Origin of the sequence: Allosphingosinicella sp., assembly GCF_035626655.1 — a bacterium.
Taxonomy (GTDB): domain Bacteria; phylum Pseudomonadota; class Alphaproteobacteria; order Sphingomonadales; family Sphingomonadaceae; genus Allosphingosinicella.
On the sequence record NZ_DASPNF010000019.1, the window covers coordinates 102,947 to 128,110 of the forward strand.

The window sequence follows — 25,164 nt, forward strand, 5'->3', positions numbered from 1 at the left end:
CCCGCTTCGGTCAGAAGGGAAGCCAGCGATTGCGCTCCGAGAAGCGCATGTAGTTGACGTTGACGCCGAGCCTGAGGCCGCCGCCCAGGCGGACCGGGATCAGCACGACGTCGCCGCGGCGCAGATAGGTGGCCGAGAAGCCGCCGACGAAATAGGCATGGCCCTCGCCGCCCGGATAGCGGCGGAAGAGCTGCTGGCTGTCGTGCAGGTTGTAGACCAGCACGAACACCTTGTTGACGTCGCCGCCGAAGTCGAAGCCGAGCGACGGGCCCGTCCAGTAGACGTCGCGCGCGCCCTCGATCGAATGGTGCATGACGCCCGAGCCGTAGCGGACGCCGAAGATGAAGGCGCCGCTCGCCTCCTGCCCGGCGATGTAGGCGATCGGCTCGCCCTGGTCGCGCAGGATGTTCTCGAGGATGCCGGCGAGGCCGCGGGCGCCGCGGCCGAACACGCCCTCGGCGGCGTTGAACACGTCGCGCCGCGGCACGGTGCCGGCGCGGCCGGTGACCGGGACGGAGTTGATGTCGGTGATTGCGGGCGTCGCCGCCGCATCGGCCTCGGCGGGCGCCTGGCCCTCGGTCGGCGTCCATTCGGGCGCATCGCTGGTGGGTTCGCCGGCGGTTTCCGCTGCGGCGGGCGCATTGCTGTCCGGTGTCTCCGGATTGTTCCAGCTGCTGGGCGCGCTCGGATCGACCTCGCGGATCTCCTGCGCGGTCGCCGGCCCGACAAGCGCGAACAACGCACCGGCCGCGGCCAGATTCATCAGCGATTTCAACATGGCAAAACCCCCACTCGCTCTCCGCGCCAAATTAGCGCCGGCGAACCTTGCCAGTCCATGAATCGGCGGCGAGACGAGTCGATCACGCGCCAGAGCGAGTCCGCGGAGGCAATTTTTGCGGGATTCAGGGGAGCGGAATGCTGGCGGAGACGGAGGGATTCGAACCCTCGGTAGGAGTAATCCCCCTACGGCGGTTTAGCAAACCGCTGGTTTCAGCCACTCACCCACGTCTCCGGAAGATGGCCAGAGCCACGGCCTATATAAGGCAGTTTCGGATCGTTCAACCAAGCGCGCACGGTTTCGCGCTGTTGGCAGGCGGACGAATGGCGGCTACGCGAAGCGCATGCTGAGCCTTGCCTTCATCCGTGACAATCCCGACGCCGTCCGCACCGCCATCGCGCAGAAGAACGTGGCGCTCGATCTCGACGCTTTGCTGGCGCTGGACGGCGAGGTGCGCGGGCTGAAGACGCGGGTGGACGGCCTCAGGGCCGAGCGCAACGCGATCAGCGACGGCTTCAAGAGCGCGGCGCCCGAGGAGCGGCCGGCGCTTGGCGCGAAGGCGAAGGCGATCGGCGCCGAGATCGGCGAGGTGGAGGGCGCGCTGGGCGAGCTGCAAGGGGAGCTCGACGCCCTGCTGCTGCGCGTGCCGAACATCCCCTGGGAGGGGGCGCCGGTCGGGCCGGACGAGACCGCCAATGTCGTCGTGCGGACCGAAGGGACGATCCCACGCTTCGACTTCGAGCCGCTCGACCATGTCGCCCTGATCGAGAAGAACGACTGGGCGGACCTGGCGCGGATCACCCAGGTGGCGGGTTCGCGGCAATATTGCCTCAAGGGCCGGCTGGCGATGCTCGAACAGGCGCTGATGCTCTGGGCCCAGCAAAGGCTGGCGGCGGACGGCTTTACGTTGATGACCGTGCCGGCGCTGGCCCGGCCGCAGGCCTTCGTCGCGACCGGGCATTTCCCGGGCCATGAGGAAGAGGCCTATCACATGCCCGCCGACGATCTCTATCTGGCGGGCACGGGGGAGATCGCGCTCACCTCGCTGCACAGCGGCGAGATCATCGAGGCGGACAAGCTCCCGATCCTCTATGCCGGCTATTCGCCCTGCTTCCGCCGCGAGGCGGGGAGCGCCGGGCGCGACGTGCGGGGGCTGCTGCGCGTCCACCAATTCTACAAGCTCGAACAATATGTGATCTGTCGGGACTATGCCGAGGAGAGCGCGCGCTGGCACCAGAGGCTGCTCGCCAATGCCGAGGGCATGCTGCGGGCGCTCGACATCCCCTATCAGGTGATCGAGGCGTCCACGGGCGACATGGGCAACGGCAAGTTCCGGATGAACGACATCGAGAGCTGGGTGCCGAGCCTCGGCAAATATCGCGAGACGCACAGCTGCTCGACTCTGCACGACTGGCAGGCGCGGCGGGCAAACCTGCGCTGGCGCGACGAGGAAAGGAAGGTGCGGTTCACGCACACGCTGAACAACACCGCTTTGGCCAGCCCGCGCGTGCTCGTGCCCCTGCTCGAGAACCACCAGACCGCCGACGGCCGGGTGAGGTTGCCACAACCTCTGCGCGAGCTGATGGGGGGCGAGTATCTCTGACGAGGCGAAGCCGCGGCTCGGTCTCTTCCTGCGGGAGGGGCCGGCGCTCTGGCTGCGCATGTGGAAGGCGTTCGGCAAGCTGGGCGAGCGCGGGCCGGAAGACGGGCCGAAGCTGATGGTGGTCCCCGGCTTCGTCGCCAACGACCGCACCACGCTCGGCCTGCAGCGGGCGCTGGCCGCGGCGGGCTTTCGGGTGACCGGCTGGGGGCTCGGCCTCAACAAGGGCGTGACCGCCGACATGCGCGAGCGTCTGGCCCGGCAGATCGAGGCGTTCGGCAAGGGCGAGAAGGTGATCCTGGTCGGCTGGAGCCTCGGCGGCGTCTTCGCGCGCGAGGTCGCCAAGGTCCGCCCGGACCTGGTCGAGAAGGTGGTGACGATGGGCTCGCCTTTCTCCGGCGACCCGCGCAGCAACAATGTCTGGCGGCTCTACGAATGGATCGCCGGCCATCCCGTGGACGATCCGCCGATCAAGACCGTGCTCGCGGAGAAGCCGCCGGTGCCGACCCTCGCGCTCTGGTCGCGCAAGGACGGCATCGTCTCGATCCGCTCGACCCGCGGCCTGCCTGGCGAGAGCGACGCGCAGAAGGAGATCGACTGCTCGCATATGGGCTTCGCGGTCAGCGGGCGGGCGGTGCCGGCAGTGGTGAAGGCGATCCGGGAGTTCTAGCTTCTCCGGAACGGGGAAGAGCTATTCTAGGCGATGCGCCATCTCAATCGGGAAGCTGTGTCCGGCAGTCCGGCGTGTCGAAGCGTGTATTGTCGAGGTTGACGCACCTGCCGACGAGCATGATCGTGACGTAGCGGTTCTCGGCATGGGAGACGCCATCCCCGGTTTCCACGAGCGGCTGGCTCTCGCCTTGCGCGACAATGGTCACTTCGATTCGGCGGGACATGCCTCGAGCCAGCAACGCGGCTCGCACCGCTTCGGCCCGGCGACGCGAAAGCTCGACATTGTCCCGGTCCGAGCCGACCCGGTCCGCATGGCCGCTGATCTCGATCGACCTGACGTCGAAATTGCGAATGACCGCGACCGCATTGTCCAGGATGGCGCTATCCGCCTGATCCAGGTGTACGCTGCCGCTGTCGAAGAAGATGATGAACGGACTCTCCGCGCGCGCCGGAACGGCGACGGAGAGCAAAGCCAGAGGGGCGATCAGGCGCTTGATCCAGCGGCGCATAGGCGGAGCCTATCAGGCCAGGAACGGCGCCGCCACTTCCGGGGGCACCCGCAGCGGCCGGCCCGTGGCCTTGTCGATGATCGCCCAGGTGGTCTTCGCCCGGACCCGCGGCTTGCCGTCTTCGCCGACGAATTCGACATGGCGGTCGAAGCGCGCACCCTTGGGGGCCTCGCCGACCCAGGTGCGGCCGGTCACGGTCTCGCCGGGGAGGACGGCGCGGAGATAGTCGATCTCGTGGCGGATCACGACCCAGATATAGGTCTCGACATGGTCGACCGGGGCGACCGCATACCAGTGGGCGGTGGCCATGTCCTGGATCCAGCGCACCCAGACCGCATTGTTGACATGGCCGAGCTCGTCAATGTCGTCGGGCCCGGCCGTGATCCGTTTCTCGAAGGGCGTCACGTCAGCCTCGGCACCCCGTCCGGGCCCGGCGTGAACGGGATGCGGGCGCGGCGGAGGAGCGAGGCGAGCATCGCCTTCGGGTCGGAGACGCCGCTGCGCAGCATCGCCTGGATGTCCCGCACGACCGAAGCGTCGGCCCCGGCCTGGGTCAGGGCCGCGAGCCACTCCGCCGCGGTCAGCACGCCGTCGGCGCGGTTGGCGTCGATCAGCGGGCGAACGAAGTCGCCATAGGACCGGCCCGACACGCCCTCCGCGATCAGGGCGAAGACGGCGCCGCAGGCGTAGAAGGCCTGGTTGTCGCCCCGCTCGCCGGCAGTGGCGATCGGCCGGGGCGGCGAAGCCGGCGCATTCGTTGACCGCGACCTGCAGCTTGATCCTGGGATTGTAGGCCGGGTCCATGGCGGCGATCGCCCGCACCGCGAGCATGTCGGCGCCGCCCTCCATGATCCAGCTGTCGCCTTGGGTCTCGTAATGGACCGCATTGCCGAGCCAGAAATGCGCGGATTCGTGGGCAATGAACCAGCGGGCGCCGTGGCGCAGGGCCTGGTCCTCCGCGACCACGCCGATGCCCTCGAAGGTCATGCCGATCTGGCCGGGCAGGGTGCTCCCGCCCATGCTGGTGACGCCGGGGGTCGGGCCGCGCCAGCTGACCAGCACGGTCGGCGGCGTGCCGCGATGGGGGCCGAGCATGTCGGTCAGGCGCGCCATGATGGCGGGCGTGGACGCGGTCAGCTCGCGCTTCAGCCAGTCGGGCAAAGCCGGATCGATCACCGTGGCGATGCCTTCGCTCGTCGTCGCCCGCAGCGGGCCGAACAGGACGTAGAGCTTGCCGCCGATCAGGGTGGCGGAATCGAAGCGGCGGCCGATGTGCAGCACCTGGCCGTGCCGGTCGCGGAAGGTGACCTGCGAGCCGTTGCCGCGGAAGCTCTGGCCGTTGAGGTCGACCGGCAGGGCCTCGACCGCGCGCAGGGAGGCGACCGGGAGCAGATGGAAATGGCCGCTCCACAGCGCCACCGAGCCGTCGCTGAACACCAGGGCTGGATCATATTCGGCGACGAGATCGGCGGTGACCGGCGTGAAGCGGACGCGGACCACGGACGGTACGTTTCCACGCTCGGCGAACAGGACGTCGTGGCGCCCGCGCCGCTCGATGCGCACGCCCGGCGTCAGCACCGTCCAGCTGCCCGGCCGCCAGGGCCGGTTGCCCTCCCGGGTCACCGAACTATGGGCGAACAGCCAGACGGGCGAGCGCTCGGCGAAGCGGAACTCGGCCGTCCAGACGTCGCCGTCGCGAACCACCTCGGCAGAGACGGACGGCGGCGGCGTGCCCGGGCGCGCCGTCTGCGCGGCGGCGGCGGCAGGGACCGCCGCAACGGCCAGCGCGAGGGCCGCGAGCAGCGCCCTCATTGCGCCGCCCGGGGCCCGCCCGGAACCGCCTCCGCTCCGCCCATCTGGGTCAGCACGAACGTATAGGCCTCTGCGACCTCGCGCAGCCGCGTCCAGCGGCCGGACTGGCCGCCATGGCCGGCGCCCATGTTGATCTTCATGAGCTGGAGGTTGCGGTCGGTGCGCATGGCGCGCAGCCGGGCATTCCACTTGGCCGGCTCCCAATAGGTGACGCGCGGATCGTTGAGGCCGCCGGTGATCAGCATCGGCGGATAGGCCTGGCGGGTGACGTTGTCATAGGGGCTGTAGCTCAGCATGTAGCGGAAGGCGGCGGCGTCGGTGATCGGGTTGCCCCATTCGTTCCACTCGCCCGGGGTGAGCGGCAGGGTGTCGTCGAGCATGGTGTTGACCACGTCGACGAAGGGCACGTCGGCGACCACCGCGCCGAACAGCTCCGGCGCCTGGTTGACGACCGCGCCCATCAGCTCGCCGCCCGCCGAGCCGCCCTGCGCGGCGATCCGGCCGGCGCGCGTGTAGCGTCGCGCGATCAGGCCGCGCGCGACGTCGACGAAATCGTTGAACGTGTTGGTGCGGTGGGTGCGGGTGCCGTCCAGATACCAGCCATAGCCCATCTCGTCGCCGCCGCGGATATGGGCGATCGCATAGGCATAACCGCGGTCGAGCAGCGAGATGCGGTTGGTCGAGAAGCCGGGCGGCATGGCGATGCCATAGGCGCCGTAGGCGTAGAGGAAGACGCGGCCCTGGCCATTCTTCTCGAAGCCGCGGCGATAGACGATCGAGACCGGGATCTGCTTGCCGTCGCGGGACGCGATCAGGATGCGCTCGGTGACATATTGGGCGGGATCGTAGCCCGAGGGGATGCGCTGCACCTTGCGCGATTCCAGCCGGTTCTGCGCGGGGTGATAATCATAGGTGGTCGGCGGCGTGACCATCGAGCTGTAGTTCAGCCGGTAGGAAGCCGGCGCATATTCGGGATTGTTGCCGAGCCCGACCGTGTAGCTCGCCTCGGGGAAGGGGATGCGGCGCTCCTGCCCCTGATAGGTGCGCAGCCGGATCTGGTCGAGGCCGTTGACCCGCTCGGTTACCGCGAGATGGTCGCGGAAGGCGGTGACGCCGCGGATGTAGACGCTGTCCGAGCCGGGGATGACGGTCCGCCAGGTGCCGGGCGCGGCCGGGTCGGCCTCCGCGAGGCGGAAGTTGATATGGTCGTCATTGGTGACGATCCACAGCTTGCCGTGGCTGGAATCGACCGAATACTGGATGTTCGGGCGCCGGCGCGCGATCAGCACCGGCGGCGCCTCGACATTGTCGGCGGGGACGAAACGGGTCTCGTTCGAGCTGTTCTCGCCGGTCTGGATCAGGATGAAGCGCCGGTCCTGCGTGCGGCCGACGCCGACCGCGAAGGCGATATTCTCGGTCTCCTCGTAGAGCGTCCTGTCGTTCGCCACGGGCTGGCCGAGCCGGTGCAGCCGGGCGCGGTAGGAGCGCCAGTTCTCGTTGACCTCGGTGAAGACGATGCCGCGGCTGTCGGCGGTCCAGACCGGGGAGCCGATGCCGACCTCGGTGACGGTCTCGACGTCGCGGCCGGTGGCGATCTCGCGGATGCGCAACTGGAAACGTTCCGAGCCGTCATCGTCGACCATGACCGCGGCGTAGCGGCCGTCCGGGCTGACCTCGAGCGCGCCCATGCGGAAATATTGCTTGCCCTGCGCTTCGGCCGCCTCGTCGAACACGGTCTGCGGGGCGCCGCCGGCCATGACGGGGATCCGGTACCAGGTGCGGTACTGGGCGCCGGGCTGGAAGGCCCACCAGTAATTCCAGTCGCCGTCGCGCTGCGGGACGGAGCTGTCGTCCTCGGGGATGCGGCCGCGCATCTCGGCGAACAGAGTGTCGGTAAGCTGGCGGTGCGGCGCCATCGCCGCCTCGAAATAGGCATTCTCCGCGCGCAGGTAGGAAAGCACGTCGGCGTCGTCGACGGTCGGGTAGGAAGAGTCGCGCAGCCAGTGCCAGGGGTCCTGGATGGTCACGCCGTGGCGCTCGAACGAATAGGGACGCTGCTCGGCGACGGGCGGCGGCGGAAGCTGGGTGGCCTTGGAATTGGACGTGTTCATGGTCTCACTCTGAGTCTGGGCCAGGGCTGGCGCTGCGGCGAACAGCAAGGCGGCAATTACGAGGCGCATGCGCGGCTCTCCACTGAAGGTCGGCGTCAGGCTTAGGCGGCGCGACCGGGAGCGGCAACCATCTCGTTCGGGCGCGCTGGTGGGGCGGCGGACAAGCCTGTATGGGTGCGGCCGTGGCGTTTCTGGCGCATCTGCTTTCGGACGCATTGCGGCACTGGCTGCTGACCGGTCTCGCCCTCTTTATCCTCGTCGTGATCATCACGTGGATCCGTGCCAGGCGAAGGCGGCGCCGGGTCATCGAGGCCGCCGTGGCCGAGGCCGTGACGGCCCCGAATTCCTCTCTTCAGGGACAGCGCCGCAGCGGCCCCAAGAAGGTTCGCCCTGGCACCGCTCTTGTGCCGCTGGCCATGGTCGCCTTCATGCTGTTCGTGTTCTTCGGCTCCTGGCTCACCACGCCCCTGATCTACCACAATGGCGAAACCGGCGAGGGGATTGTCACCGGTCAGTTTGCCACCGCCGATATGCGCAACCAGGAGCCGGTCGTCGGCTTCAACGTCGTCATCCGGAAGGCCGACGGGGGGATCGTCCGCACCAGCTTCCGAAGCGATGGCTTCAACGTCTATCCTTCGGCCAATGCGGTGCGTTATCCGCCCGCCGGCGTTCGCTTCAACGTGCGCTATCTGCCGATCCACCCCGAGGATTTCGTGATCGTCGCCAATGACGACAGCGAATGGGCACGCAGCCTGCGCTGCGGCGACCTCGTGCAGGAGGTCGCGGCGGCGCAAAGCGCATCGAACCTCGCGCCCGGTGACGCCGCGCTCGCGCGGGCCCGCGACGCCGCCCTGGCCGCGGCGCGCGCCGGTGGCTGCATAACCCGCAGCAATTGAGCGGGCGGGCTGGCGCAGGCCCTGCAAGCATCCTAATTGGGCGGCAACGCGCCCGTCCCCGGAGAAGCCCATGTCCACCTACGAAGATCGCCTCAACGCCCTGCGCGAGCAATTGAAGGCCGACCGGCTCGACGGCTTCGTCGTGCCGCTGACCGACGAGCATATGAGCGAATATGTCGGCTCCTACGCCCAGCGCCTCGCCTGGCTGACCGGCTTCCAGGGCTCGGCGGGCTCGGCCGTGGTGCTGCCCGAGGAAGCGGCGATCTTCGTCGACGGCCGCTACACATTGCAGGTGCGCGACCAGGTGGACGGCAATTTCTGGTCCTACCAGTCGGTGCCGCAGACCAGCATCGCCGACTGGCTGAAGGAGCATGCCCCGAGCGGGGGCCGGATCGGCTACGATCCCTGGCTGCACACGCGCGACTGGGTGAACAAGGCGAAGGAGGCGCTCGCCGACAAGGGCGCCGAACTGGTCGCGGTCGGCCGCAACCCGATCGACCAGGTCTGGGCGGACCGGCCGGAGCCGAGCCGGGCGCGGCTGATCGTCCATCCCGACGCCTATGCCGGCGAGAGCTCGGCGGCTAAAAGGCAGAAGATGGCCGACTGGCTGAAGGAGCAAAAGGCCGACGCGGCGGTGCTCGCGGCGCTCGATTCGACCGCCTGGACGTTCAACGTGCGCGGCAAGGACGTGGACCGGACGCCGGTCGCCCTCTCCTTCGCCCTCGTCCGCGACGACGGCACGGCGGACCTGTTCGTTGCCTCGGAGAAGATCGGCGACGATGTCCGCCAGCATCTCGGCAACGGCGTCCGCATCCACGAGCGCAGCGCCTTCGAGGGCGCGCTCGCCGAGTTCGCCGGCAAGACGATCGCGGTCGATCCCGAGCGCTCGGTCGCCGCGATCTTCGAGGCGCTGGACAAGGCCGGCGCCCATATCGTCCCGCGCCGCGACCCCGCGGTGCTGCCCAAGGCGATCAAGAATCCGGTGGAGATTTCGGGCCACCGCGCCGCCCAGGCCCGCGACGGCGCCGCTCTGTCGCGCTTCCTGCACTGGCTCTCGATCGAGGCGCCGAAGGGCGGGGTCGACGAATTGTCGGCGGCGGCGAAGCTGCAGGAATTCCGCCAGCAGGGCGGCGACCTCCGGGACCTCAGCTTCGACACCATCTCGGGCGCCGGGCCGAACGGCGCGGTCGTCCATTATCGGGTGAGCGATGAGACCAACCGGCCGCTCGAGATGGACCAGATCTATCTCGTCGATTCCGGCGGCCAATATCCGGACGGCACTACCGACGTGACCCGCACGGTGATCGTCGGCACGCCCACCGCCGAGATGAAGGACCGCTTCACCCGCGTGCTGCAGGGCCATATCGCCGTTGCCCGCGCCGTATTCCCGGAGGGCACGCGCGGCGGGCAGCTGGACAGCTTCGCCCGCCAGTTCCTCTGGAATGCCGGGCTCGATTACGCCCATGGCACCGGCCATGGCGTCGGCTCCTTCCTCGCGGTGCACGAGGGGCCGCAGCGCATCGCCCCCCCGAACAGCGGCCAGGCCGGCGGCGACGAGCCGCTCCAGCCCGGCATGTTCCTCTCCAACGAGCCCGGCTATTACAAGACCGGCGAATACGGGATGCGCGTCGAGAATCTCGTCCTCGTCGTCGAGGTCGAGATCGAAGGGGCCGAGAAGAAGATGCTCGGCTTCGAGACGCTCACCTTCGCGCCGATCGAACGCCGGCTGATCGACACCGGCCTGCTTTCCGCCGACGAGCGCAAGTGGGTGGACGATTATCACGCGCAGGTGCTGGCGATCGTCGGCCCGCAGCTCGAGGGCGAGGCCAGGGCCTGGCTCGAGAGGCAATGCGCCCCGCTCTGAGCGCCGCAGGAGGAGGTTGGCCACCCCGGGCTTGAGCCGGGGTCTACCTTCCTTCCGGCTTCAGCCAAGGGAAGATGGATCCCGGATCAAGTCCGGGATGACGGCTCTTGCTCGGCGGCATCCTTCTTCACCGGCTCCGGCCGCAAGCCTTCGACGCCTTCCCGCGCCTGCGCCTTGCGGCGCTTCAGATTTTCGCGGAGCGCCGCGGCGAGGCGTTTCGCGCGCTCCTCGTCATGCCTGGCCATGGCTCCCGCCTTGACACAGGACGGGGCGCGCGGCCATAGGCCCGCTTCCTCGCAAAGCGACGTGCTGCCGTAGCTCAGTGGTAGAGCGCATCCTTGGTAAGGCTGAGGTCGTGAGTTCAATCCTCACCGGCAGCACCATCGCTTTTCCGACCATCCCCCGCATCCATCACCCGTCATGCCAGCGCAGGCTGGCATCCCGACGGCCGGCGAGACCGGTACGACAGCAGCATGGACCCCGGCCCTCGCCGGGGTGACTTGGGGCAGGCGGGGCAAAGGCGCGGCCGGCGCGCTCAGGGCTGGACGAGCTGCAATTCCTGGATGCGCATCGTCCGCTTGGCCTTGGCGGAAAACAATTCGGCGAGTTCGGTGTGGCGTTCCTTCGCAGCGGCGGTCACCGCATGGCGCGCGCGCCTTTCTTCCTCGGCCGCACGGCGCATGAAATAGCGAAAGTCAGATTCCACTTTGACGCCTCCCCCGAGTCGCCGGGATGACGTAGCATGCCTGTGGATAAAATTCGAATCGGTCCGAATCGGACCTTGGCCGCCGGCGCCTGGCGCCTGCCCTAGGGCCTTCCGGACTTCTTCACGATCATGTCGAGCACCGCCGGATGCAGCGGCCGCTCGAACGCGCAACCGACGAAATTGCCCTTCGCCCACATCACCCTGGCCTGGTAGGGCTCGAGCCCGGGCAGGCGCAGCCAGACGTCCGTGCCCTTGGCGAGCTGGAGGTGGGTCGAGGCCCGGAAGCCATCGGTGGAGAGGTCGAGGATCTGGATCGCGACGCCGGTGCCGCCGCGCTGGCGGAGCCCTGCCCCCATTTCCAGCGAGACCCGCTCCGACTTGCGGCTGGTCAGCTCGGAGGACGGGTGCACCTCGGTGGTCAGCTCGCCGGACAGGAACGGCGTGCCGAACTCCGAGGGGAAGGACCAGCTGCCGGGGATGACCTGCTGCATCACACGATCCTAGCCATCGCTCTCGGGCAGAGTGAGGCCGACCGTCGCGCCCCAGGCCCTGGCGGTCAGCGCGCTGTCGGAGGTCGCCCGCGACAGGCTGGGCCGGGTGAAGCTGACCGGCCTGGGCGCCGGGCGCTTGCCGAGCTGGACGAACACCTCATGCTCGTCGATCTCGCGATGGAATTCGAGGCCGATCCGGTTCTCGCCGGCCCAGGCGACGCGCGCCGGCACGCGGGTGGCACCGCGCACGAAGACGACCTCGCTGCCCACGGGCGGAATCTGGTGGCACTCGATGAGCGCGCCCTTCTGCGAGAGGTCGCGCAGGCGCGCCTCGATCTCGCCCGAATCCGTTTCCAAACGCGCCGCCAGCAACACCCGCGCGCGCTTGGCCGCCCTCTTGCTGCCAGCGGCGGCGTTGCCGAAATTCTCTACGCCCATCTCGTCCTTCCAGACCTTCAATCCGGATGCCTTATCCGCGCCGCACTAAATTGTGGTAAACGCCGCGTGCGTGGAATTCCGGCGCCCCGCCGCGGCCGCTGCGCTCTCTCGCTCCGGGCTTCGAAATTCACATATAAAGATATCTTTATATTTGCTTTGGAGGGGCGGTCGCGGCTAGAGCGCGGGCATGCGGTTCTTCTCCGACAATGCGGCGGCGGCCTGCCCGGAAGTGCTGGCGGCCCTGCACGCGGCCAACCGGCTCGACACCGCCTATGACGGCGATGCCTGGAGCCGGCGGCTGAACGGCGCCTTCTCCGAGCTGTTCGGGACCGAGGTGGAGGCGCTCTGGGTGGCGACGGGGACGGCCGCGAACAGCCTCGCGCTCGCCGCGCTGTGCCCGCCGCATGGCAGCATCCTCTGCCACCGCGACGCCCATATCCAGACCGACGAATGCGGCGCCCCGGAATTCTACACGCACGGCGCCAAATTGCTGCTCGGCGAAGGACCCGGGGCGAAGCTGACGCCCGCGACCGTCGAGGCGCTGCTGGCGGGCGTCCGGGACGACGTCCACCAGGTGCAACCGCACGTGCTCTCGATCACCAATGCGACCGAATATGGCTGCGTCTATACGGCCGACGAGACCGCCGCATTGGGCGAGCTCGCCCGGGCGCGCGGGCTCGGCTTCCATCTCGACGGCGCGCGCTTCGCCAATGCGGTGGCCAGACTCGGCTGCAGCCCGGCCGCGCTCAGCTGGCAGGCCGGCGTCGACGCGCTCTCCTTCGGCTTCACCAAGAATGGCGGGCTTTCGGCCGAATGCCTGATCTTCTTCGACCGCGAGCTGGCGGCGGCGACCCATTATCGCCGCAAGCGGGCCGGCCACCTGCTCTCCAAAGGCCGCTATCTCGCCGCGCAGCTCCTGGCGATGCTTGAGAACGACCTCTGGCTGCGCAACGCCCGCGCCGCCAACGCTGCTGCGACGCGGCTCGCCGAGGCGGCCGGGCCCGACCGGCTGATCCATCCCGTCGAGGCGAACGAGGTCTTCATCCGCGTGACCGCGGACGAGGCGGCGGCGCTCCGCGGCCAGGGCTTCGACTTTTACGACTGGGGCCCGGGCGAGGCGCGGCTGGTGACGAGCTGGGACAGCGAGCCGGCCCAGGTCGACGCGCTCGCCGCGGCGATCCGCGCGCTGTGAGCCCGGCAAGGTGAACGAGGCGGCGCCCAGGGGCTTCCGCGATCCGGCCGTCCTCCTCCCCTTCCTCCTGATCACCCTGATCTGGAGCTCGACCTGGATCGTCATCAAGGACCAGCTCGGCGTGGTGCCGCCGGTCTGGTCGGTGAGCTACCGTTTCCTGATCGCGGGCGCGGCGATGATGCTGATCGTCCGGCTCGGCGGGATGAGCCTTGCGATCGGCCGGGGCCATGGCCTCGCCGCCCTGCTCGGCCTGCTCCAGTTCGTGCTCAACTATAATTTCGTCTACGCCTCGGAGCTCTACATCACCTCCGGCCTCGCCGCGGTGGTGTTCGCCCTGCTCGTCGTGCCCAATTCCGGCCTCGCCTGGCTGTTCTTCGGCGAGAAGGTGAGCGCGCGCTTCCTGCTGGGCGCGTTGGTGGCGATGGCCGGGGTCGGCCTGCTCTTCGTGCAGGAGATCCGGCACAGCCCGACCCCGACCGGCGAGGTTCTGCTCGGCCTCGGCCTGGTCTTCATCGCCGTGCTCGCCGCCTCCGCCTCCAACGTGATGCAGCTGGCCGGCGGGATGAAGTCGCGGCCGGTGGCGCCGATGCTCGACTGGGCGATGCTCTACGGCGCGGCGATGGACGCCGGCTGGGCCTGGGCGACGGTCGGCCCGCCGGTGATCGAGCGCAGCCTCGGCTATTGGCTCGGCCTCGTCTATCTGGGCGTCGTCGCCTCGGCGCTCGCCTTCTGGCTCTATTACCGGATCATCCGCGCGATCGGTCCGGCCCGGGCGGCCTGGTCGAGTGTGCTGATCCCGATCCTTGCCATGGCGATCTCCACTGCTTTCGAGGGCTATCGCTGGTCGCCGCTGGCGATCGGCGGCGGCCTGCTCGCCGTCGCCGGCCTGCTGATCGCGCTCCGTTCGGGCAAGGCCGCACCGCCCCCTCCGAGTGAATGAACGGGCGTTGAATCCCCGATTAAGTCGCTGGACAGTTTCGCTCCCCTATCGTTATCCCACCGAAACGGGGAGAGGGCCTTTCGGCTCGGGCGCGTCATGCCGGCGCGTCCTTCAAGGGGAGTTAACATGAAGACTGCACGCTTCTTTCTTGCCGCTGTCGCGCTCATCCCGGCCACGGGCGCCCTCGCCCAGAACACCAGCCTCCGGGCCAATTACGGGGAGATCACCCTCGAATCCGGCTTCACCCCCGATCCGCGCATCATCTCGCTGCGCGCCGGCGGCGACATCTCCGCCCAGCGCGCCGGCTCCGGCTGCCGCGGGTTCATCACCAACGCGCCCGACGTGCGGCTCCATTATGAGGCCGGCTCGCTGCCTTTGATCATCTCGGTCGACGCGGACTCCGACACGACCCTGGTCGTCAACGGCCCCAATGGTGAATTCTATTGCGACGACGACAGCGGGGAGGGCGTCAATCCCTCGGTCCGCCTGAACAACCCGCAATCGGGCCGCTACGAAATCTGGGTGGGCACCTATTCGTCCGGCGTTTCGCAGCCGGCGCGCCTGCACATCTCGGAAGTCCGAAGCCGCTAGACACGAGTTCCGCCCGGACCCGTCGGGAAGCGGGTCCGGCCGGTCCATCCGACTTCGCGGGCCCTGGCCGCGCGGAGCGGGAACCTGCAACCGCGCGCCGGCAGCTGGCTCGCCCGCTCATGAGAAGGTCTGTCCATGAAGAAAGTCCATGTCCTGGCGATGGCCGCCTCCGCCGCCGCCATCCTCGCCATCCCCGCCGCCGCGCAGAATGTGAACGCGCGCCCCAATTTCGGCGTCGTCACCCTGCGCACCGGCTTCACCCCCGACCCGCGCATCATCCCGGTCGTCTCCGGCGGCACGATCAACGCCGTCCGGGTCCGCGGCAGCGGCGTCTGCCGCGGCTTCATCTCGTCGAGCCCCGATGCCCGGCTCGTCTTCAACACCGACGGCAACCTGCCGCTGATCATCTCGGTCGATTCCAGCGCCGACACGACCTTGGTGGTGAACGGGCCGGACGGCCGCTGGCGCTGCGACGACGACAGCGGCGTCCGCGGGCTGAACCCCTCCATCCGCTATGCGCGGCCGCGATCGGGCCGCTACGAGATCTGGGTGGGCAGCTACCGCTCCGGCACCAATGCCCGCGCGCGCCTGCACATCTCGGAAGTGCGCAGCCAGTAGCGGCCGCAACAATAATCGTTCAGGGTCCCGGCTCAACCGCGCGCCTCGCGCGTTGCCGAAGCGAAATGGAGGAACCGGGACCCTGATGCGGCTCAGGATCGACGTCGCGCTCGACTATCATTTTCCGGCGCCGGCCGACGTGCTGCTCGCCGTCGAGGCCGCGCAGCTGCCGGACCAGCAGCTGGTCGAGGACCGGCTCGTCGTCGACGGCGCGAACGGCCCGCTGAAGCCGGTCGCCGGCGAGGACGGGATCGGCCGCCGCACCTGGCTCACCGCCGAGGGGCGGTTCAGCGCCACCTATCGCGCGACGGTCGATGTGCAGCGGCAGGCCGCCCCGCTCGACACCTTGCCCATCTGCCCGCTCGCCGCGCTCCCGCCCGAGGCGATCCCCTATCTGTGGCCGAGCCGCTATTGCGAGGCTGACAAGTTCGAGGCCTTCGTCGAGGGGCGCTTCGGCCGGCTGGCGGGCGGCGCGAAGCTGCTGGCGATGCGCGACTGGATCCGGAACGAGATGGATTATGCGCCGGGCTCCTCCGACACGACCACGACCGCGGCCGACGCCTTCGTCGCCCGCCAGGGCGTGTGCCGGGACTATGCCCATCTGATGGCGACCTTCGCCCGCGCCGCGGGCGTGCCGGCGCGGCTGACCTCCTGCTATGCCTGGGGCCTGAAGCCGCCCGATTTCCACGCCGTGGTCGAGGTCTGGCTGGACGGCGGCTGGCATTTCCTCGACGCGACCGGGCTCGCCCCGGCGGAGGGGCTGGTGCGGATCGGCGTCGGCCGCGACGCCACCGACATCGCCTTCATGACGATCTTCGGGAGTGCGGTGATGAACAGCCAAAACGTAGTCGTGACCCGGCTGGATGCTTGATAGTCATCCCGGCGAACGCCGGGATGACTCAAGCTTTTGCAACCCGTGGTCCTCCTACAATCCGATCCCCCGCGCCATCATCGCGGCGAAGAGCGGGACCGAGGCGAAGATCAGGAACTGGACCCCGAGCCAGGAGCGGACCCGGCCGATCTCCGCGTCGGGCACGACATAGGCCGCGTCGGCCCTGGACGCCTTGTGCCAGGCGATGAGCCTCAGCGTCGGGGGCACGGAAAGCAGACCCACCGCTACGATCGCGCCCATCTTCGCCCAGAAGGTCCAGCTCGAGAGATAGAAATCGGGCCCCTTGATCCCGTAGATCACGCGCAGCACGCCGACGATGACGAGCAGGCCCGCAAAGGCGCCCTGGAGCCGGTCGACGATCGCCGCCCGGTGCAGCACCGCTCCGCCCAGCCCGGGCCGCACGGTCACGAACAGGACGAAGAAGGCGCCGAACAGGCCGAAGGCGAGCAGATGGTGCAGGCCGGCGAGGATGAGGTCGGTGGTCATGGGGCTCCCTTCAATGCCTCGCGGTCCGCCGCAAGCGCGGCACGGTCGGCTGTGGTTCGTTCGAGGCCGGTGATTGCACCGCCCTTTTCAGCGTCCTAGAGCGGAGTTCATGCTCGACGCGCTCGCATCCGCCGCCCCCCATGTCACCCGCCGTAAAGATTATAGGCCGCCGGAATGGCGCGTGCCAGAGGTGGCTCTGGACTTCGCCCTCGATGCGGAACGCACTGTGGTGCGCGCGCGGCTGGAGGTGGAGCGCGAAGGCGAGCACAGCGCACCCCTCAGACTCAACGCCTCGGGCCTGCATATCCTCGACGTCAGGCTCGACGGCGAGACGGTCAATTACTGGTTCGAGAATGACGTGATCCGCATCCCCGTGCCGGGGGACAAGGCGGTGATCGAGACCGAGGTGGCGATCGCCCCGCGCACCAACACCCAGCTCATGGGACTCTACGAATCCGGCGGCATGCTCTGCACGCAATGCGAGGCGGAAGGGTTCCGGCGGATCACCCCCTTCCCCGACCGGCCCGACATCCTCTCCCGCTACCGGGTGCGGATGAGCGGCGACAAGGCCGCCTATCCAATCCTGCTCTGCAACGGCAACCTGGAGGCGTCCGGCGAGGACGAGGCAGCGGGCACGCACTGGGCGGAGTGGCACGATCCCTTCCCCAAGCCCTGCTATCTCTTCGCCCTGGTCGCCGGCGACCTGGTCGCGAACCGGGACCGCTTCACCACCGCCTCGGGCCGCGAGGTCGACCTCGCCATCTGGGTCCGCGACGGCGACCTGCCGCGCACCGAGCATGCCATGGCCAGCCTGAAGGCGGCGATGAAATGGGACGAGGAGGCCTATGGCCGCGAGTATGATCTCGCCGTCTTCAACATCGTCGCCGTCGCCGACTTCAATTTCGGGGCGATGGAGAACAAGAGCCTCAACATCTTCAACTCGCGCTACATCCTGGTCGATCCGGACACCGCTACCGACATGGATTTCGACGCGGTCGCGGCGGTGGTCGCGCACGAATATTTCCACAATTGGTCGGGCAACCGGGTCACCTGCCGCGACTGGTTCCAGCTCTCGCTCAAGGAAGGCTTCACCGTCTTTCGCGACCAGAGCTTCTCGGCCGACATGGGCTCGCCGCCGGTGAAAAGGATCGAGGACGTCCGCGCGCTCCGGGCCGCCCAGTTCCCGGAGGATGCCGGCCCGCTCGCCCATCCGGTGCGGCCCGATTCCTATCTGGAGATCTCCAACTTCTACACCGCCACCGTCTATTCCAAGGGCGCCGAGTTGATCCGGATGCTGCAGACCATCCTGGGTCCGGACAAGTTCCGCGCCGGCTGCGACCTCTATTTCGAGCGGCATGACGGCGAGGCGGTGACCTGCGAGGATTTCGTGCTGGCGATGGAGGAAGCGAGCGGCATCGACCTTGCCGCCTTCCGCACCTGGTACAGCCAGGCGGGGACGCCGCGGGTGAAAGCCTCGCTGCAGCGGGACGGCGCGCGCGCCCTGCTCACCCTCGAGCAGCACACGCCGCCGACGCCCGGCGAGCCGAGGAAGCGGCCGCTGCCGATCCCGCTGAAGCTCGCCCTGTTCGGCGCCGACAGCGGCGACAAGCTGTCCGAGCAGATCGTCGTGCTCGGCGCGCCGCGCATCGAGCTCGCCTTCGACGGGATCGGCGAAGCGCCGGTCCTTTCGCTCAACCGCGGCTTTTCCGCGCCGATCATTCTCGAGACCGACCGCAGCGCCGCCGATCTCGCCTTCCTCTCCGGCTGCGACGACGATCCCTTCGCCCGCTACGAGGCCATGCAGCAGCTGATGCTCGACACCCTGCTGCACGCGGTCGCCACCGGCGAGAACCGTCACGCCCCGGTCGTCGAGGCCGTGCGCAACACGCTCACCAATCCGGACCTCGACCAGGCCTTTGTCGCCGAGACAGTGCTCGTGCCGACGGAAAGCTTCATCGGCGACCAGATGGCGACGGTCGATCCCGAGGCGATCCACGTTGCCCGCGAGCGGCTGCGCGCCCGGCTCGGCAAGGAGCTGGAGCCGCTCTGGCGCGCCGCCTACGCCGCGACCGCGGCCAATCGCTTCGAGCTGTCGCCGGCGGCCAAGGGCGCGCGGCGGCTGCGCACGGTCGCGCTCGGCTTCCTGATGGCCTCGGGCGCCGCGGACGTGCCGGCGCTGGCGCTGCGCCAGTTTTCCGAGGCGGACAACATGACCGACCGGCAGGGCGCGCTCGGGCTGCTCGCCAATTCGACCGCGCCCGAGCGGGAGCAGGCGCTCGCCGACTTCTATGATCGCTACAAGGGCGACGCCCTGGTCATCGACAAATGGTTCTCGACCCAGGCGCTGTCCAGCCGCGACGACACGCTGCAGGCGGTGATGGACCTGCTCCGCCATCCGGATTTCAGCCTGACCAACCCGAACCGGCTGCGCTCCCTGATCGGCGCGTTCGGCGTCAACCAGCGCGCGCTGCACAGCCGCAACGGCCGCGGCTACCGCTTCCTCGCCGACTCGATCCTGGCGGTCGACAAGCTCAATCCGCAAAATGCGGCACGCATGGTGCCGCCGCTCGGCCGCTGGCGCCGCTTCGGCGCGGAGCGCGGCGCGAAGATGCGCGCGGAGCTGGAGCGCATCGTCGCCGCGCCCGGGCTCAGCAAGGACGTGTACGAGCAGGCCAGCAAGAGCCTGGCCTGAGGGCCGCCTGCTGTTTCAAGTTGTGAAGGTGTGGACCCAGACCCTGGCCATCTGGCCGCGCGGTTGAATGAACCCGGCCGCCGCCAGCAGAGCCGGAGCCCGCGCGACTATTGTCCGATCCAGGCCGCCACTTCGCCGGCGAGCTGGTTGGCCGCCTGGTTGAGCGCGGGGGCGACCGCCGCGGGCGTGGCCTCGGCGACCGGGAGCCGGGCCTCGAAGCGGTTGGTGACGACGCCGCCGGTCGGGCCGCCGCGGGCCATGGCGGCGTCGTAGACGATCACCACCTGCATGGCATTGGGATCGAGCCCGAACCGGACCAGGGTGCCGGAGATGCGCGTGCCGGGATCGTGGCTGTACTGGCTGGGATCGAGCACGACCCGGCCGGTGCGCGCGGCGATCGTCTCGCCGAGCAAGCGGGCGAAGAGCGCGCCGGGCTGCTCCACCCAGACGGCGTCCTTCAGATACTGGATCGTCGTCTCGTTGACATAGACGGGCACGCGGGTTGTGCGCAGCGCCTGCGGCAGGCTCGGCACGGCGACGGTGATCGCCTCGCCCTGGCCGGCGGTGCGCGGCGTCGCCGCCGGCCGCGCCTCGGCCGCGGTCAGGGTCAGCAGCTGGTCGGGCGCCGAGCCCCCGAAGCAGGCCGCGAGCGCGAGCAAGGCGGGAAAGGCGAGGAGAGGCTTCAGGCGCATCACTGTTTCCTTCTGCCGCCGCGATAATCGGGCAGGCGCTGACCGCTGATCACGCCGCCGACGCCCTGCTGGTTCAGCCGGTCGGTGATCTCGCGCAGCGATTCGGAGGTGGACCTGAGGTCGCGCATCAGCTGGCCGACCTCGGGCAGGGTCTGGTTCGAGAAGGCCTGGATGCCGGGCCGCGCGTCGCCGATCGCCCGCTCCAGCTGGGCCATGCTGTTCTGGGCCGAGCGCAGGGTCTGGCGGAGATCGTTGATCAGCGGCCGGCCGTCGCGGTCGAGGATCTGGTTGGTCGTGCCGGCGAGCTGGCCGATCCGGTCGGCGGCGTCGCCCGCCTGGCGGATCGCGACGCGCGCCTCGGCGAGCGTGGCGGCGATCTCGGGCCCGCGCTCGGCGAGCGAGCGGCTCACCTCCTCGAGATTGTCGAGGATGCCGGCGATCGATTCCTGGTTCCGGTCGGAGAGCAATTCGGTGAGGCGCTCGGTCAGGGTCGAGACGCGTTCGAGCAGCTCCGGCGCGGTGTTGAGCAGGCTGGTCAGCGCGCCCGGCCGCACCGGCAGCACCGGCACGCCATAGGGGCATTCGGCCTGCGCATTCTGCTCGGGGCAGCGTATCGGATTGCGCCGCCGGGGCTGCTGGCCCTGCGCTGGCGCCGCGGGCGGATCGATCTGGATCTGCGAGACGCCGGTGAAGCCGACGCCGCGGATCGTCGCGGTCGAGCCTTCCAGCACCGGGGTCTCGCTGTTCACGGTGATCCGCACCCGGATGAATTGCGGGCTGTCAGGCACGAGGTTGATCGACTCGATCTGGCCGACGGGCACGCCGGAGAAGGTGACGGACGAGCCTTTGGCGAGCCCCTCCACCGACTGCTGGAAAAAGATGTCGTAGCGTTTGTCGCCGCCGCCGCCGACCTGGCTCAGCCAGACCACGAACACGACGAGCGCCGCCAGCAGGCCCAAGGTGATCGAGCCGACAAGGACCTGGTTCGAACGGGTTTCCATCAGGCGTCGGCCTTTGCTTCGGGTTCAGGCTCGGGCTTTGCGGCGGCCCGGCCGCGCGGCCCGTTGAAATATTCCTGAATCCATTCGTGATCCAAAGCCAGCAATTCCTCGATCGTTCCGACCGCGACCACTTTCCTGTCCGCAAGCACCGCGATGCGGTCGCAGATCGCATAGAGCGTGTCCAGATCATGGGTAATCAGGAAGACGGTGAGGCCGAGCGCGTCGCGCAGCTCGAGGATGAGCTGGTCGAAGGCGGCGGCGCCGATCGGATCGAGCCCGGCCGTCGGCTCGTCGAGGAAGAGCAGCTCCGGATCGAGGGCGAGCGCGCGCGCGATGCCGGCCCGCTTGCGCATGCCGCCCGACAGTTCGGACGGGAATTTGGCGCCGGCGTCCACCGGCAGGCCCGACATCGCGATCTTGTAGGCGGCGATCTCGTTCATCAGCTCCGGATCGATGCCCGTATAGAATTCCTTGATCGGCACCTGCACGTTCTCTGCCACGGTCAGGGTCGAGAACAGGGCGCCGCCCTGGAACAGCACGCCCCAGCGCCGGCGAACATGCTTGGCCTCCTCCTCGTCCCGGCCGATCATCGGCTCGCCGAAGACGTGCACCTCGCCCTCGACCGGGGTCTGCAGCCCGATGATCGAGCGCATCAGCACCGACTTGCCCGTGCCCGATCCGCCGACCACGCCGAAAATCTCGCCGCGGCAGACCTCGAGGTCCAGCCCGTCATGGACGACCTGATCGCCGAACGCGTTCTTGAGGCCGCGCACCTCGATGATCGCCTGTTTCGGATCCTCGCTCACAGCCAGCCGATCTCCGTGAAGAAGACCGCGAAGAAGGCGTCGAGCACGATCACCAGGAAGATGCCCTGCACGACCGCGGTCGTCGTGCGCCGGCCGACCTCCTCGGCATTTCCCTCCACCTGCATGCCCTGATAGCAGCCCGCCATCGCCACGATCATCCCGAAGACCGGCGCCTTGATCAGCGTCTGGTAGAGGTCGGTCATCGGCACGACCTCGCGGATCCGCTGGATGAAGGTGACCGGCGGGATGTCCAGCGAGAGCCAGCAGAAGATGCCGCCGCCGAGGATCGCCATCATCGCGGCGAAGAAGCCGAGCAGGGGCATCATCAGCACCGTCGCCAGCACGCGCGGGACGACGAGCGCCTCCATCGGCGAGACGCCGATCGTGCGCATCGCGTCGACTTCCTCGTTGAGCTTCATCGAGCCGAGCTGGGCGGCGAAGGCGGAGCCCGAGCGGCCGGCGACCATGATCGCGGTCATCAGCACGCCCAGCTCCTTGACCGACGAGCGGCCGATCAGGTTGATCGTATAGACTTCAGCGCCGAACTGGCGGAGCTGGACCGCGCCCTGCTGGGCGATGACGATGCCGACGAGGAAGCTCATCAGCCCGATGATGAAGAGCGCCTGGACGCCCACCACCTCGAAGCGGGTGATCACCGCATTCCAGCGGAAGCGGCGCGGATGGCGGATGATATGGCCGAACGAGATCAGCATCGCGCCGAAGAAGCCGAGCATGCCGAGCATCGTGGAGAGGAAGTTGTTGGTCCATTCGCCGACCTGGCTGACCACGCGGATCAAGGCCGGCGGCGCGTCCCGCTGCATCTTCACCGGCTGGTCGGCCGCGGCGACATGGTCGATCAGCACCTGCTGCTCGCGGCTGGCGCCGACCAGCTTCGCGCCCCGGTCCCGCTGCAGCTTGTGGACGAGCCAGGCACCGACCGTATCCATCCGCTCGACCTCGCTCAGATCGACCGTGAGGTCCTGCGCGTCGACGGATTCGAGCTGCTCGGAGAGCTTGCGGATGCGCAGCAGCGTCAGATTCCCGCTGAACCGCAGGACACAGGAGCCGTCCTCGACGTTCTGGATGAAATCGGGGGTCACGCTCATCGCGCGACCGACATGCTTTAAATCCCGCCGAGCGGCAAGGAGTTAGGATGGACAGCGGCGCGGTTTCGATGTTTGCAGAGAGGCGATGAAGGCGACGCTCGCCATTTACGACATGGACCGGACGGTCACGCGCGGGCCCACCTTCGGCCCGTTCCTGTGGCACGCCATGTGGCGGCTCGCTCCCTGGCGGGTGCTGCTGGCGCCGCTCAGCCTGCTCGCGACGCTCGGCTATGCGCTGAAGCTCTACGACCGCGGGCGGCTCAAGGAGATCAACTATCGCCTGCTGGTCGGCCCCGCCGCGCCCGAGCGGCTGGAGCCGGTCGTGCAGAGCTTCGCCGAGAAGCAGCTGGCGACCAACATCCTGCCCGGCGCCCGCACGCGGATCGCCGAGGACAAGGCGGCGGGGCGGCGGCTCGTCCTCGCCACCGCCTCCTACCGACTCTATGCCGCGGCGATCGCGCAGCGGCTCGGCTTCGACGACGTGATCGCGACCGACACCAGGGTCGACGCCAGGGGCCGGACGATCGCGACGATCGACGGCAGCAATTGCTACGGGCTCGGCAAGCTCGACATGATCGAGGGCTGGCTGCAGCGGCAGGGGCTGGAGCGCGACGCCGTCCACATCCGCTTCTATTCGGACCATGTCTCCGACAGCCCCGTCCACCGCTGGGCGAACGAGGCCTTCGCCACCAACGCCCATGCCCGCCTGATCCGCGTCGCGGAGCAGGAGGGCTGGGAGGTGCTGGACTGGCGGGACCGGAGAAGGCCCTAGGGGAGTACAGGGAAAACGAGCCGCCGTGCTCCTGCGAAGGCAGGAGCGTTGCGAAACCCCGCATTGCGCACGGCCAGCGCTCCGGCCTTCGCCGGAGCACAACCCTACTAGACCGCCTGCAGGGCCTGGTCGAAGTCGGCGATCAGGTCGTCCGGATCCTCCACGCCGATCGAGATGCGCACCAGATTGTCGCCGATGCCCAAGGCGGCCTTGCGCTCGGGGGGGACGGAGAGGTGGGTCATCGCTGCGGGCGCGCTGGCCAGGGTCTCGGTGCCGCCGAGGCTGACCGCGAGATGGGCGATCTTCAGCGCGTCTAGGAAGGCGAAGCTCTCCCGCTCCCCGCCCTTCAGATAGAGCGAGAAGGTGGAACCAGCCCCGGTGCAGTGGCGGCGGTAGATGTCCGCCTGGCGGGCCTCATATTCGGACTTTGGCCCGCCTTCCTCCAGGAAGCCGAGATAGCCGACGCTCTCCACCTTGGGGTGATCGCGCAGGAAGCGGCAGACCTTGTCGGCATTCTCGCCGGCGCGGGTCATCCTGAGCTCCAGCGTCTCGAGGCTGCGCAGCAGCATCCAGGCGGTGTTGGGATCGGTGATCGTGCCGATCGTGTTGCGGAGCATGCGGATCGTGTTGATCAGCTCCTTCGAGCCGGTGATCCCGCCCGCGACCAGGTCCGAATGGCCGCCCGCATATTTGGTGAGGCTGTAGACGCTGAGATCGGCGCCGTGCTTCAGCGGGTTCTGCCAGAGCGGGCCGAGGAAGGTGTTGTCGATCGCGATCGGCGGCCGCTGGTCCGCCGGGAAGGAGGCGTCGCGGACCCGGGCCACGGCCTGCACGTCGACCAGGGCGTTGGTCGGATTGGCCGGGCTCTCCAGATAGATGAGCGGTACGCGGCCCTTCGCCCTGGCCTGCTCGACCACGGCGGCGATCTCCGCCTCGGTCGCGCCGGCCGGAAAATCGAGCCAGGTCACGCCGAAGCGCCCGAGGATGCGCGCGATCAAAGTCTCGGTCGCGGCGTAGAGCGGGCCCGAATGGACGACGACGTCGCCGGGCTGGACGAAGGCGAGCAGCAGGGTGGCGATCGCCGACATGCCCGAGGAGAAGCTGAGCGCGTCCTCCGCATCCTCCCAGATCGACAGCCGGTCCTCCAGTATCTCCTGGTTCGGCCCGTTGAAGCGCGAATAGACGAGGCCCTCGGCCCCGCCCGGGCGCTTGCCGGTGACGCCCTCGAAGTGGCGCTTGCCGGCCGCCGCATTCTCGAAGACGAAGGTGGAGGTCAGGAAGATGGGCGGCTTCAGCGAGCCCTCCGAGAGGGCGGGGTCGAAGCCGTGGCCCATCATCAGGGTGGCCGGCTTCAGCCGGCGCCCGCCGATTTCGAGCACGTCCGGCTTGGGACGGCGCCGGGGGGTGGCGCCGGTCAGGTCTGATTCGTCTGCCATTTCTGTCTCCTGTCGCTTCAAGCGTCGCTATGTGGAGACCGAGCCGGCTCTCGCCGGAGCAAG

25 protein-coding genes and 2 tRNA genes are annotated in these 25,164 nt (G+C 68.7%); 12 read left to right on the forward strand and 15 right to left on the reverse strand.

Annotation, left to right across the window (positions count from 1 at the left end):
- Positions 1-10: 10 nt before the first annotated feature.
- Complete coding sequence (locus VEC11_RS15200; protein ID WP_464133362.1) at positions 11-778, reverse strand: DUF1134 domain-containing protein; 768 nt, start codon at positions 776-778, stop codon at positions 11-13.
- Positions 779-919: 141 nt separating this feature from the next.
- A tRNA-Ser gene (locus VEC11_RS15205) sits at positions 920-1,012 on the reverse strand.
- 109 nt (positions 1,013-1,121) lie between these two features.
- Between VEC11_RS15205 and serS the strand changes: the two genes are divergently transcribed.
- Together serS and VEC11_RS15215 are read left to right on the forward strand one after the other, a co-directional pair.
- A complete protein-coding gene (gene serS / locus VEC11_RS15210; protein ID WP_464133366.1) occupies positions 1,122-2,381 on the forward strand; it encodes a serine--tRNA ligase in 1,260 nt (419 codons plus the stop codon).
- A 58-nt stretch (positions 2,382-2,439) separates the two neighbouring features.
- A complete protein-coding gene (locus VEC11_RS15215) occupies positions 2,440-3,048 on the forward strand; it encodes an alpha/beta hydrolase (RefSeq protein WP_464133372.1) in 609 nt (202 codons plus the stop codon).
- Between the two features lie 43 nt (positions 3,049-3,091).
- Here the strand turns inward: VEC11_RS15215 and VEC11_RS15220 are convergent, their stop codons facing one another.
- The 3 genes from VEC11_RS15220 to VEC11_RS15230 form a co-directional block, all read right to left on the reverse strand.
- Positions 3,092-3,559: an OmpA family protein gene (locus VEC11_RS15220; RefSeq protein ID WP_464133377.1), complete on the reverse strand. Its 468-nt coding sequence runs from the start codon at positions 3,557-3,559 to the stop codon at positions 3,092-3,094.
- 12 nt (positions 3,560-3,571) lie between these two features.
- A complete protein-coding gene (locus tag VEC11_RS15225; protein WP_464133800.1) occupies positions 3,572-3,964 on the reverse strand; it encodes an acyl-CoA thioesterase in 393 nt (130 codons plus the stop codon).
- Between the two features lie 1,403 nt (positions 3,965-5,367).
- Positions 5,368-7,482 (reverse strand): S9 family peptidase, encoded by a 2,115-nt coding sequence (locus tag VEC11_RS15230; protein WP_464133804.1) that lies wholly within the window; start codon positions 7,480-7,482, stop codon positions 5,368-5,370.
- Positions 7,483-7,664: 182 nt separating this feature from the next.
- On the opposite strand from VEC11_RS15230, the gene VEC11_RS15235 reads away from it, so the two are divergent.
- Together VEC11_RS15235 and VEC11_RS15240 are read left to right on the forward strand one after the other, a co-directional pair.
- Positions 7,665-8,378, forward strand: a complete 714-nt coding sequence (locus VEC11_RS15235) for a hypothetical protein (protein WP_464133384.1) — start codon at positions 7,665-7,667, stop codon at positions 8,376-8,378.
- 70 nt (positions 8,379-8,448) lie between these two features.
- Positions 8,449-10,242, forward strand: coding sequence for an aminopeptidase P family protein (locus VEC11_RS15240; protein ID WP_464133389.1), 1,794 nt, complete (start codon positions 8,449-8,451; stop codon positions 10,240-10,242).
- Between the two features lie 86 nt (positions 10,243-10,328).
- Here the strand turns inward: VEC11_RS15240 and VEC11_RS15245 are convergent, their stop codons facing one another.
- Complete coding sequence (locus tag VEC11_RS15245) at positions 10,329-10,487, reverse strand: hypothetical protein (protein ID WP_464133393.1); 159 nt, start codon at positions 10,485-10,487, stop codon at positions 10,329-10,331.
- Between the two features lie 63 nt (positions 10,488-10,550).
- Between VEC11_RS15245 and VEC11_RS15250 the strand changes: the two genes are divergently transcribed.
- Positions 10,551-10,625 (forward strand) — tRNA-Thr (locus tag VEC11_RS15250).
- Positions 10,626-10,777: 152 nt separating this feature from the next.
- On the opposite strand, the gene VEC11_RS15255 is transcribed toward VEC11_RS15250, so the two are convergent.
- The 3 genes from VEC11_RS15255 to VEC11_RS15265 all read right to left on the reverse strand — a co-directional run bounded on the left by VEC11_RS15255 (position 10,778) and on the right by VEC11_RS15265 (position 11,898).
- Entirely contained in the window at positions 10,778-10,924 is a 147-nt protein-coding gene (locus VEC11_RS15255; RefSeq protein ID WP_464133396.1) for a hypothetical protein, read from the reverse strand.
- Between the two features lie 125 nt (positions 10,925-11,049).
- Positions 11,050-11,439 carry a PilZ domain-containing protein gene (locus VEC11_RS15260; RefSeq protein ID WP_464133402.1) on the reverse strand — a complete coding sequence of 130 codons (390 nt, stop codon included), beginning with the start codon at positions 11,437-11,439 and terminating at the stop codon, positions 11,050-11,052.
- Between the two features lie 9 nt (positions 11,440-11,448).
- Entirely contained in the window at positions 11,449-11,898 is a 450-nt protein-coding gene (locus VEC11_RS15265; protein WP_464133406.1) for a PilZ domain-containing protein, read from the reverse strand.
- A 166-nt stretch (positions 11,899-12,064) separates the two neighbouring features.
- Here VEC11_RS15265 and VEC11_RS15270 point away from each other — a divergent pair, with 166 nt between their 5' ends.
- The 5 genes from VEC11_RS15270 (at position 12,065) to VEC11_RS15290 (ending at position 16,089) form a co-directional block, all read left to right on the forward strand.
- Positions 12,065-13,069, forward strand: a complete 1,005-nt coding sequence (locus VEC11_RS15270; protein ID WP_464133411.1) for a threonine aldolase family protein — start codon at positions 12,065-12,067, stop codon at positions 13,067-13,069.
- 10 nt (positions 13,070-13,079) lie between these two features.
- A complete protein-coding gene (locus tag VEC11_RS15275) occupies positions 13,080-14,009 on the forward strand; it encodes a DMT family transporter (protein WP_464133415.1) in 930 nt (309 codons plus the stop codon).
- Between the two features lie 126 nt (positions 14,010-14,135).
- Positions 14,136-14,600 (forward strand): hypothetical protein, encoded by a 465-nt coding sequence (locus VEC11_RS15280; RefSeq protein WP_464133418.1) that lies wholly within the window; start codon positions 14,136-14,138, stop codon positions 14,598-14,600.
- 135 nt (positions 14,601-14,735) lie between these two features.
- Positions 14,736-15,218, forward strand: coding sequence for a hypothetical protein (locus tag VEC11_RS15285; protein WP_464133424.1), 483 nt, complete (start codon positions 14,736-14,738; stop codon positions 15,216-15,218).
- 85 nt (positions 15,219-15,303) lie between these two features.
- Positions 15,304-16,089, forward strand: coding sequence for a transglutaminase-like domain-containing protein (locus VEC11_RS15290; RefSeq protein WP_464133429.1), 786 nt, complete (start codon positions 15,304-15,306; stop codon positions 16,087-16,089).
- 54 nt (positions 16,090-16,143) lie between these two features.
- On the opposite strand, the gene VEC11_RS15295 is transcribed toward VEC11_RS15290, so the two are convergent.
- Complete coding sequence (locus VEC11_RS15295; RefSeq protein WP_464133434.1) at positions 16,144-16,596, reverse strand: DUF2214 family protein; 453 nt, start codon at positions 16,594-16,596, stop codon at positions 16,144-16,146.
- 109 nt (positions 16,597-16,705) lie between these two features.
- Between VEC11_RS15295 and pepN the strand changes: the two genes are divergently transcribed.
- Positions 16,706-19,288, forward strand: a complete 2,583-nt coding sequence (gene pepN, locus VEC11_RS15300; RefSeq protein ID WP_464133440.1) for an aminopeptidase N — start codon at positions 16,706-16,708, stop codon at positions 19,286-19,288.
- A 107-nt stretch (positions 19,289-19,395) separates the two neighbouring features.
- Here the strand turns inward: pepN and VEC11_RS15305 are convergent, their stop codons facing one another.
- From VEC11_RS15305 to VEC11_RS15320, 4 genes are read right to left on the reverse strand one after another with little or no spacing between them, the layout of a single operon-like run.
- A complete protein-coding gene (locus tag VEC11_RS15305; protein ID WP_464133447.1) occupies positions 19,396-19,980 on the reverse strand; it encodes an ABC-type transport auxiliary lipoprotein family protein in 585 nt (194 codons plus the stop codon).
- Positions 19,980-20,981: an MlaD family protein gene (locus VEC11_RS15310; RefSeq protein ID WP_464133452.1), complete on the reverse strand. Its 1,002-nt coding sequence runs from the start codon at positions 20,979-20,981 to the stop codon at positions 19,980-19,982. The genes VEC11_RS15305 and VEC11_RS15310 overlap by 1 nt, the downstream gene beginning before the upstream one ends.
- Positions 20,981-21,787, reverse strand: a complete 807-nt coding sequence (locus VEC11_RS15315; protein ID WP_464133456.1) for an ABC transporter ATP-binding protein — start codon at positions 21,785-21,787, stop codon at positions 20,981-20,983. Before VEC11_RS15315 ends, VEC11_RS15310 begins: the two co-directional genes overlap by 1 nt.
- The gene (locus VEC11_RS15320; RefSeq protein WP_464133461.1) at positions 21,784-22,893 is read right to left on the reverse strand and encodes an MlaE family lipid ABC transporter permease subunit; all 1,110 of its coding nucleotides are present in this window, start codon (positions 22,891-22,893) and stop codon (positions 21,784-21,786) included. Before VEC11_RS15320 ends, VEC11_RS15315 begins: the two co-directional genes overlap by 4 nt.
- An 85-nt stretch (positions 22,894-22,978) precedes the next feature.
- Between VEC11_RS15320 and VEC11_RS15325 the strand changes: the two genes are divergently transcribed.
- Positions 22,979-23,665, forward strand: coding sequence for an HAD family hydrolase (locus VEC11_RS15325; RefSeq protein ID WP_464133466.1), 687 nt, complete (start codon positions 22,979-22,981; stop codon positions 23,663-23,665).
- A 107-nt stretch (positions 23,666-23,772) separates the two neighbouring features.
- Here VEC11_RS15325 and VEC11_RS15330 read toward each other — a convergent pair whose 3' ends face one another.
- The gene (locus VEC11_RS15330; protein WP_464133468.1) at positions 23,773-25,101 is read right to left on the reverse strand and encodes a cystathionine gamma-synthase family protein; all 1,329 of its coding nucleotides are present in this window, start codon (positions 25,099-25,101) and stop codon (positions 23,773-23,775) included.
- Positions 25,102-25,164: the final 63 nt, after the last annotated feature.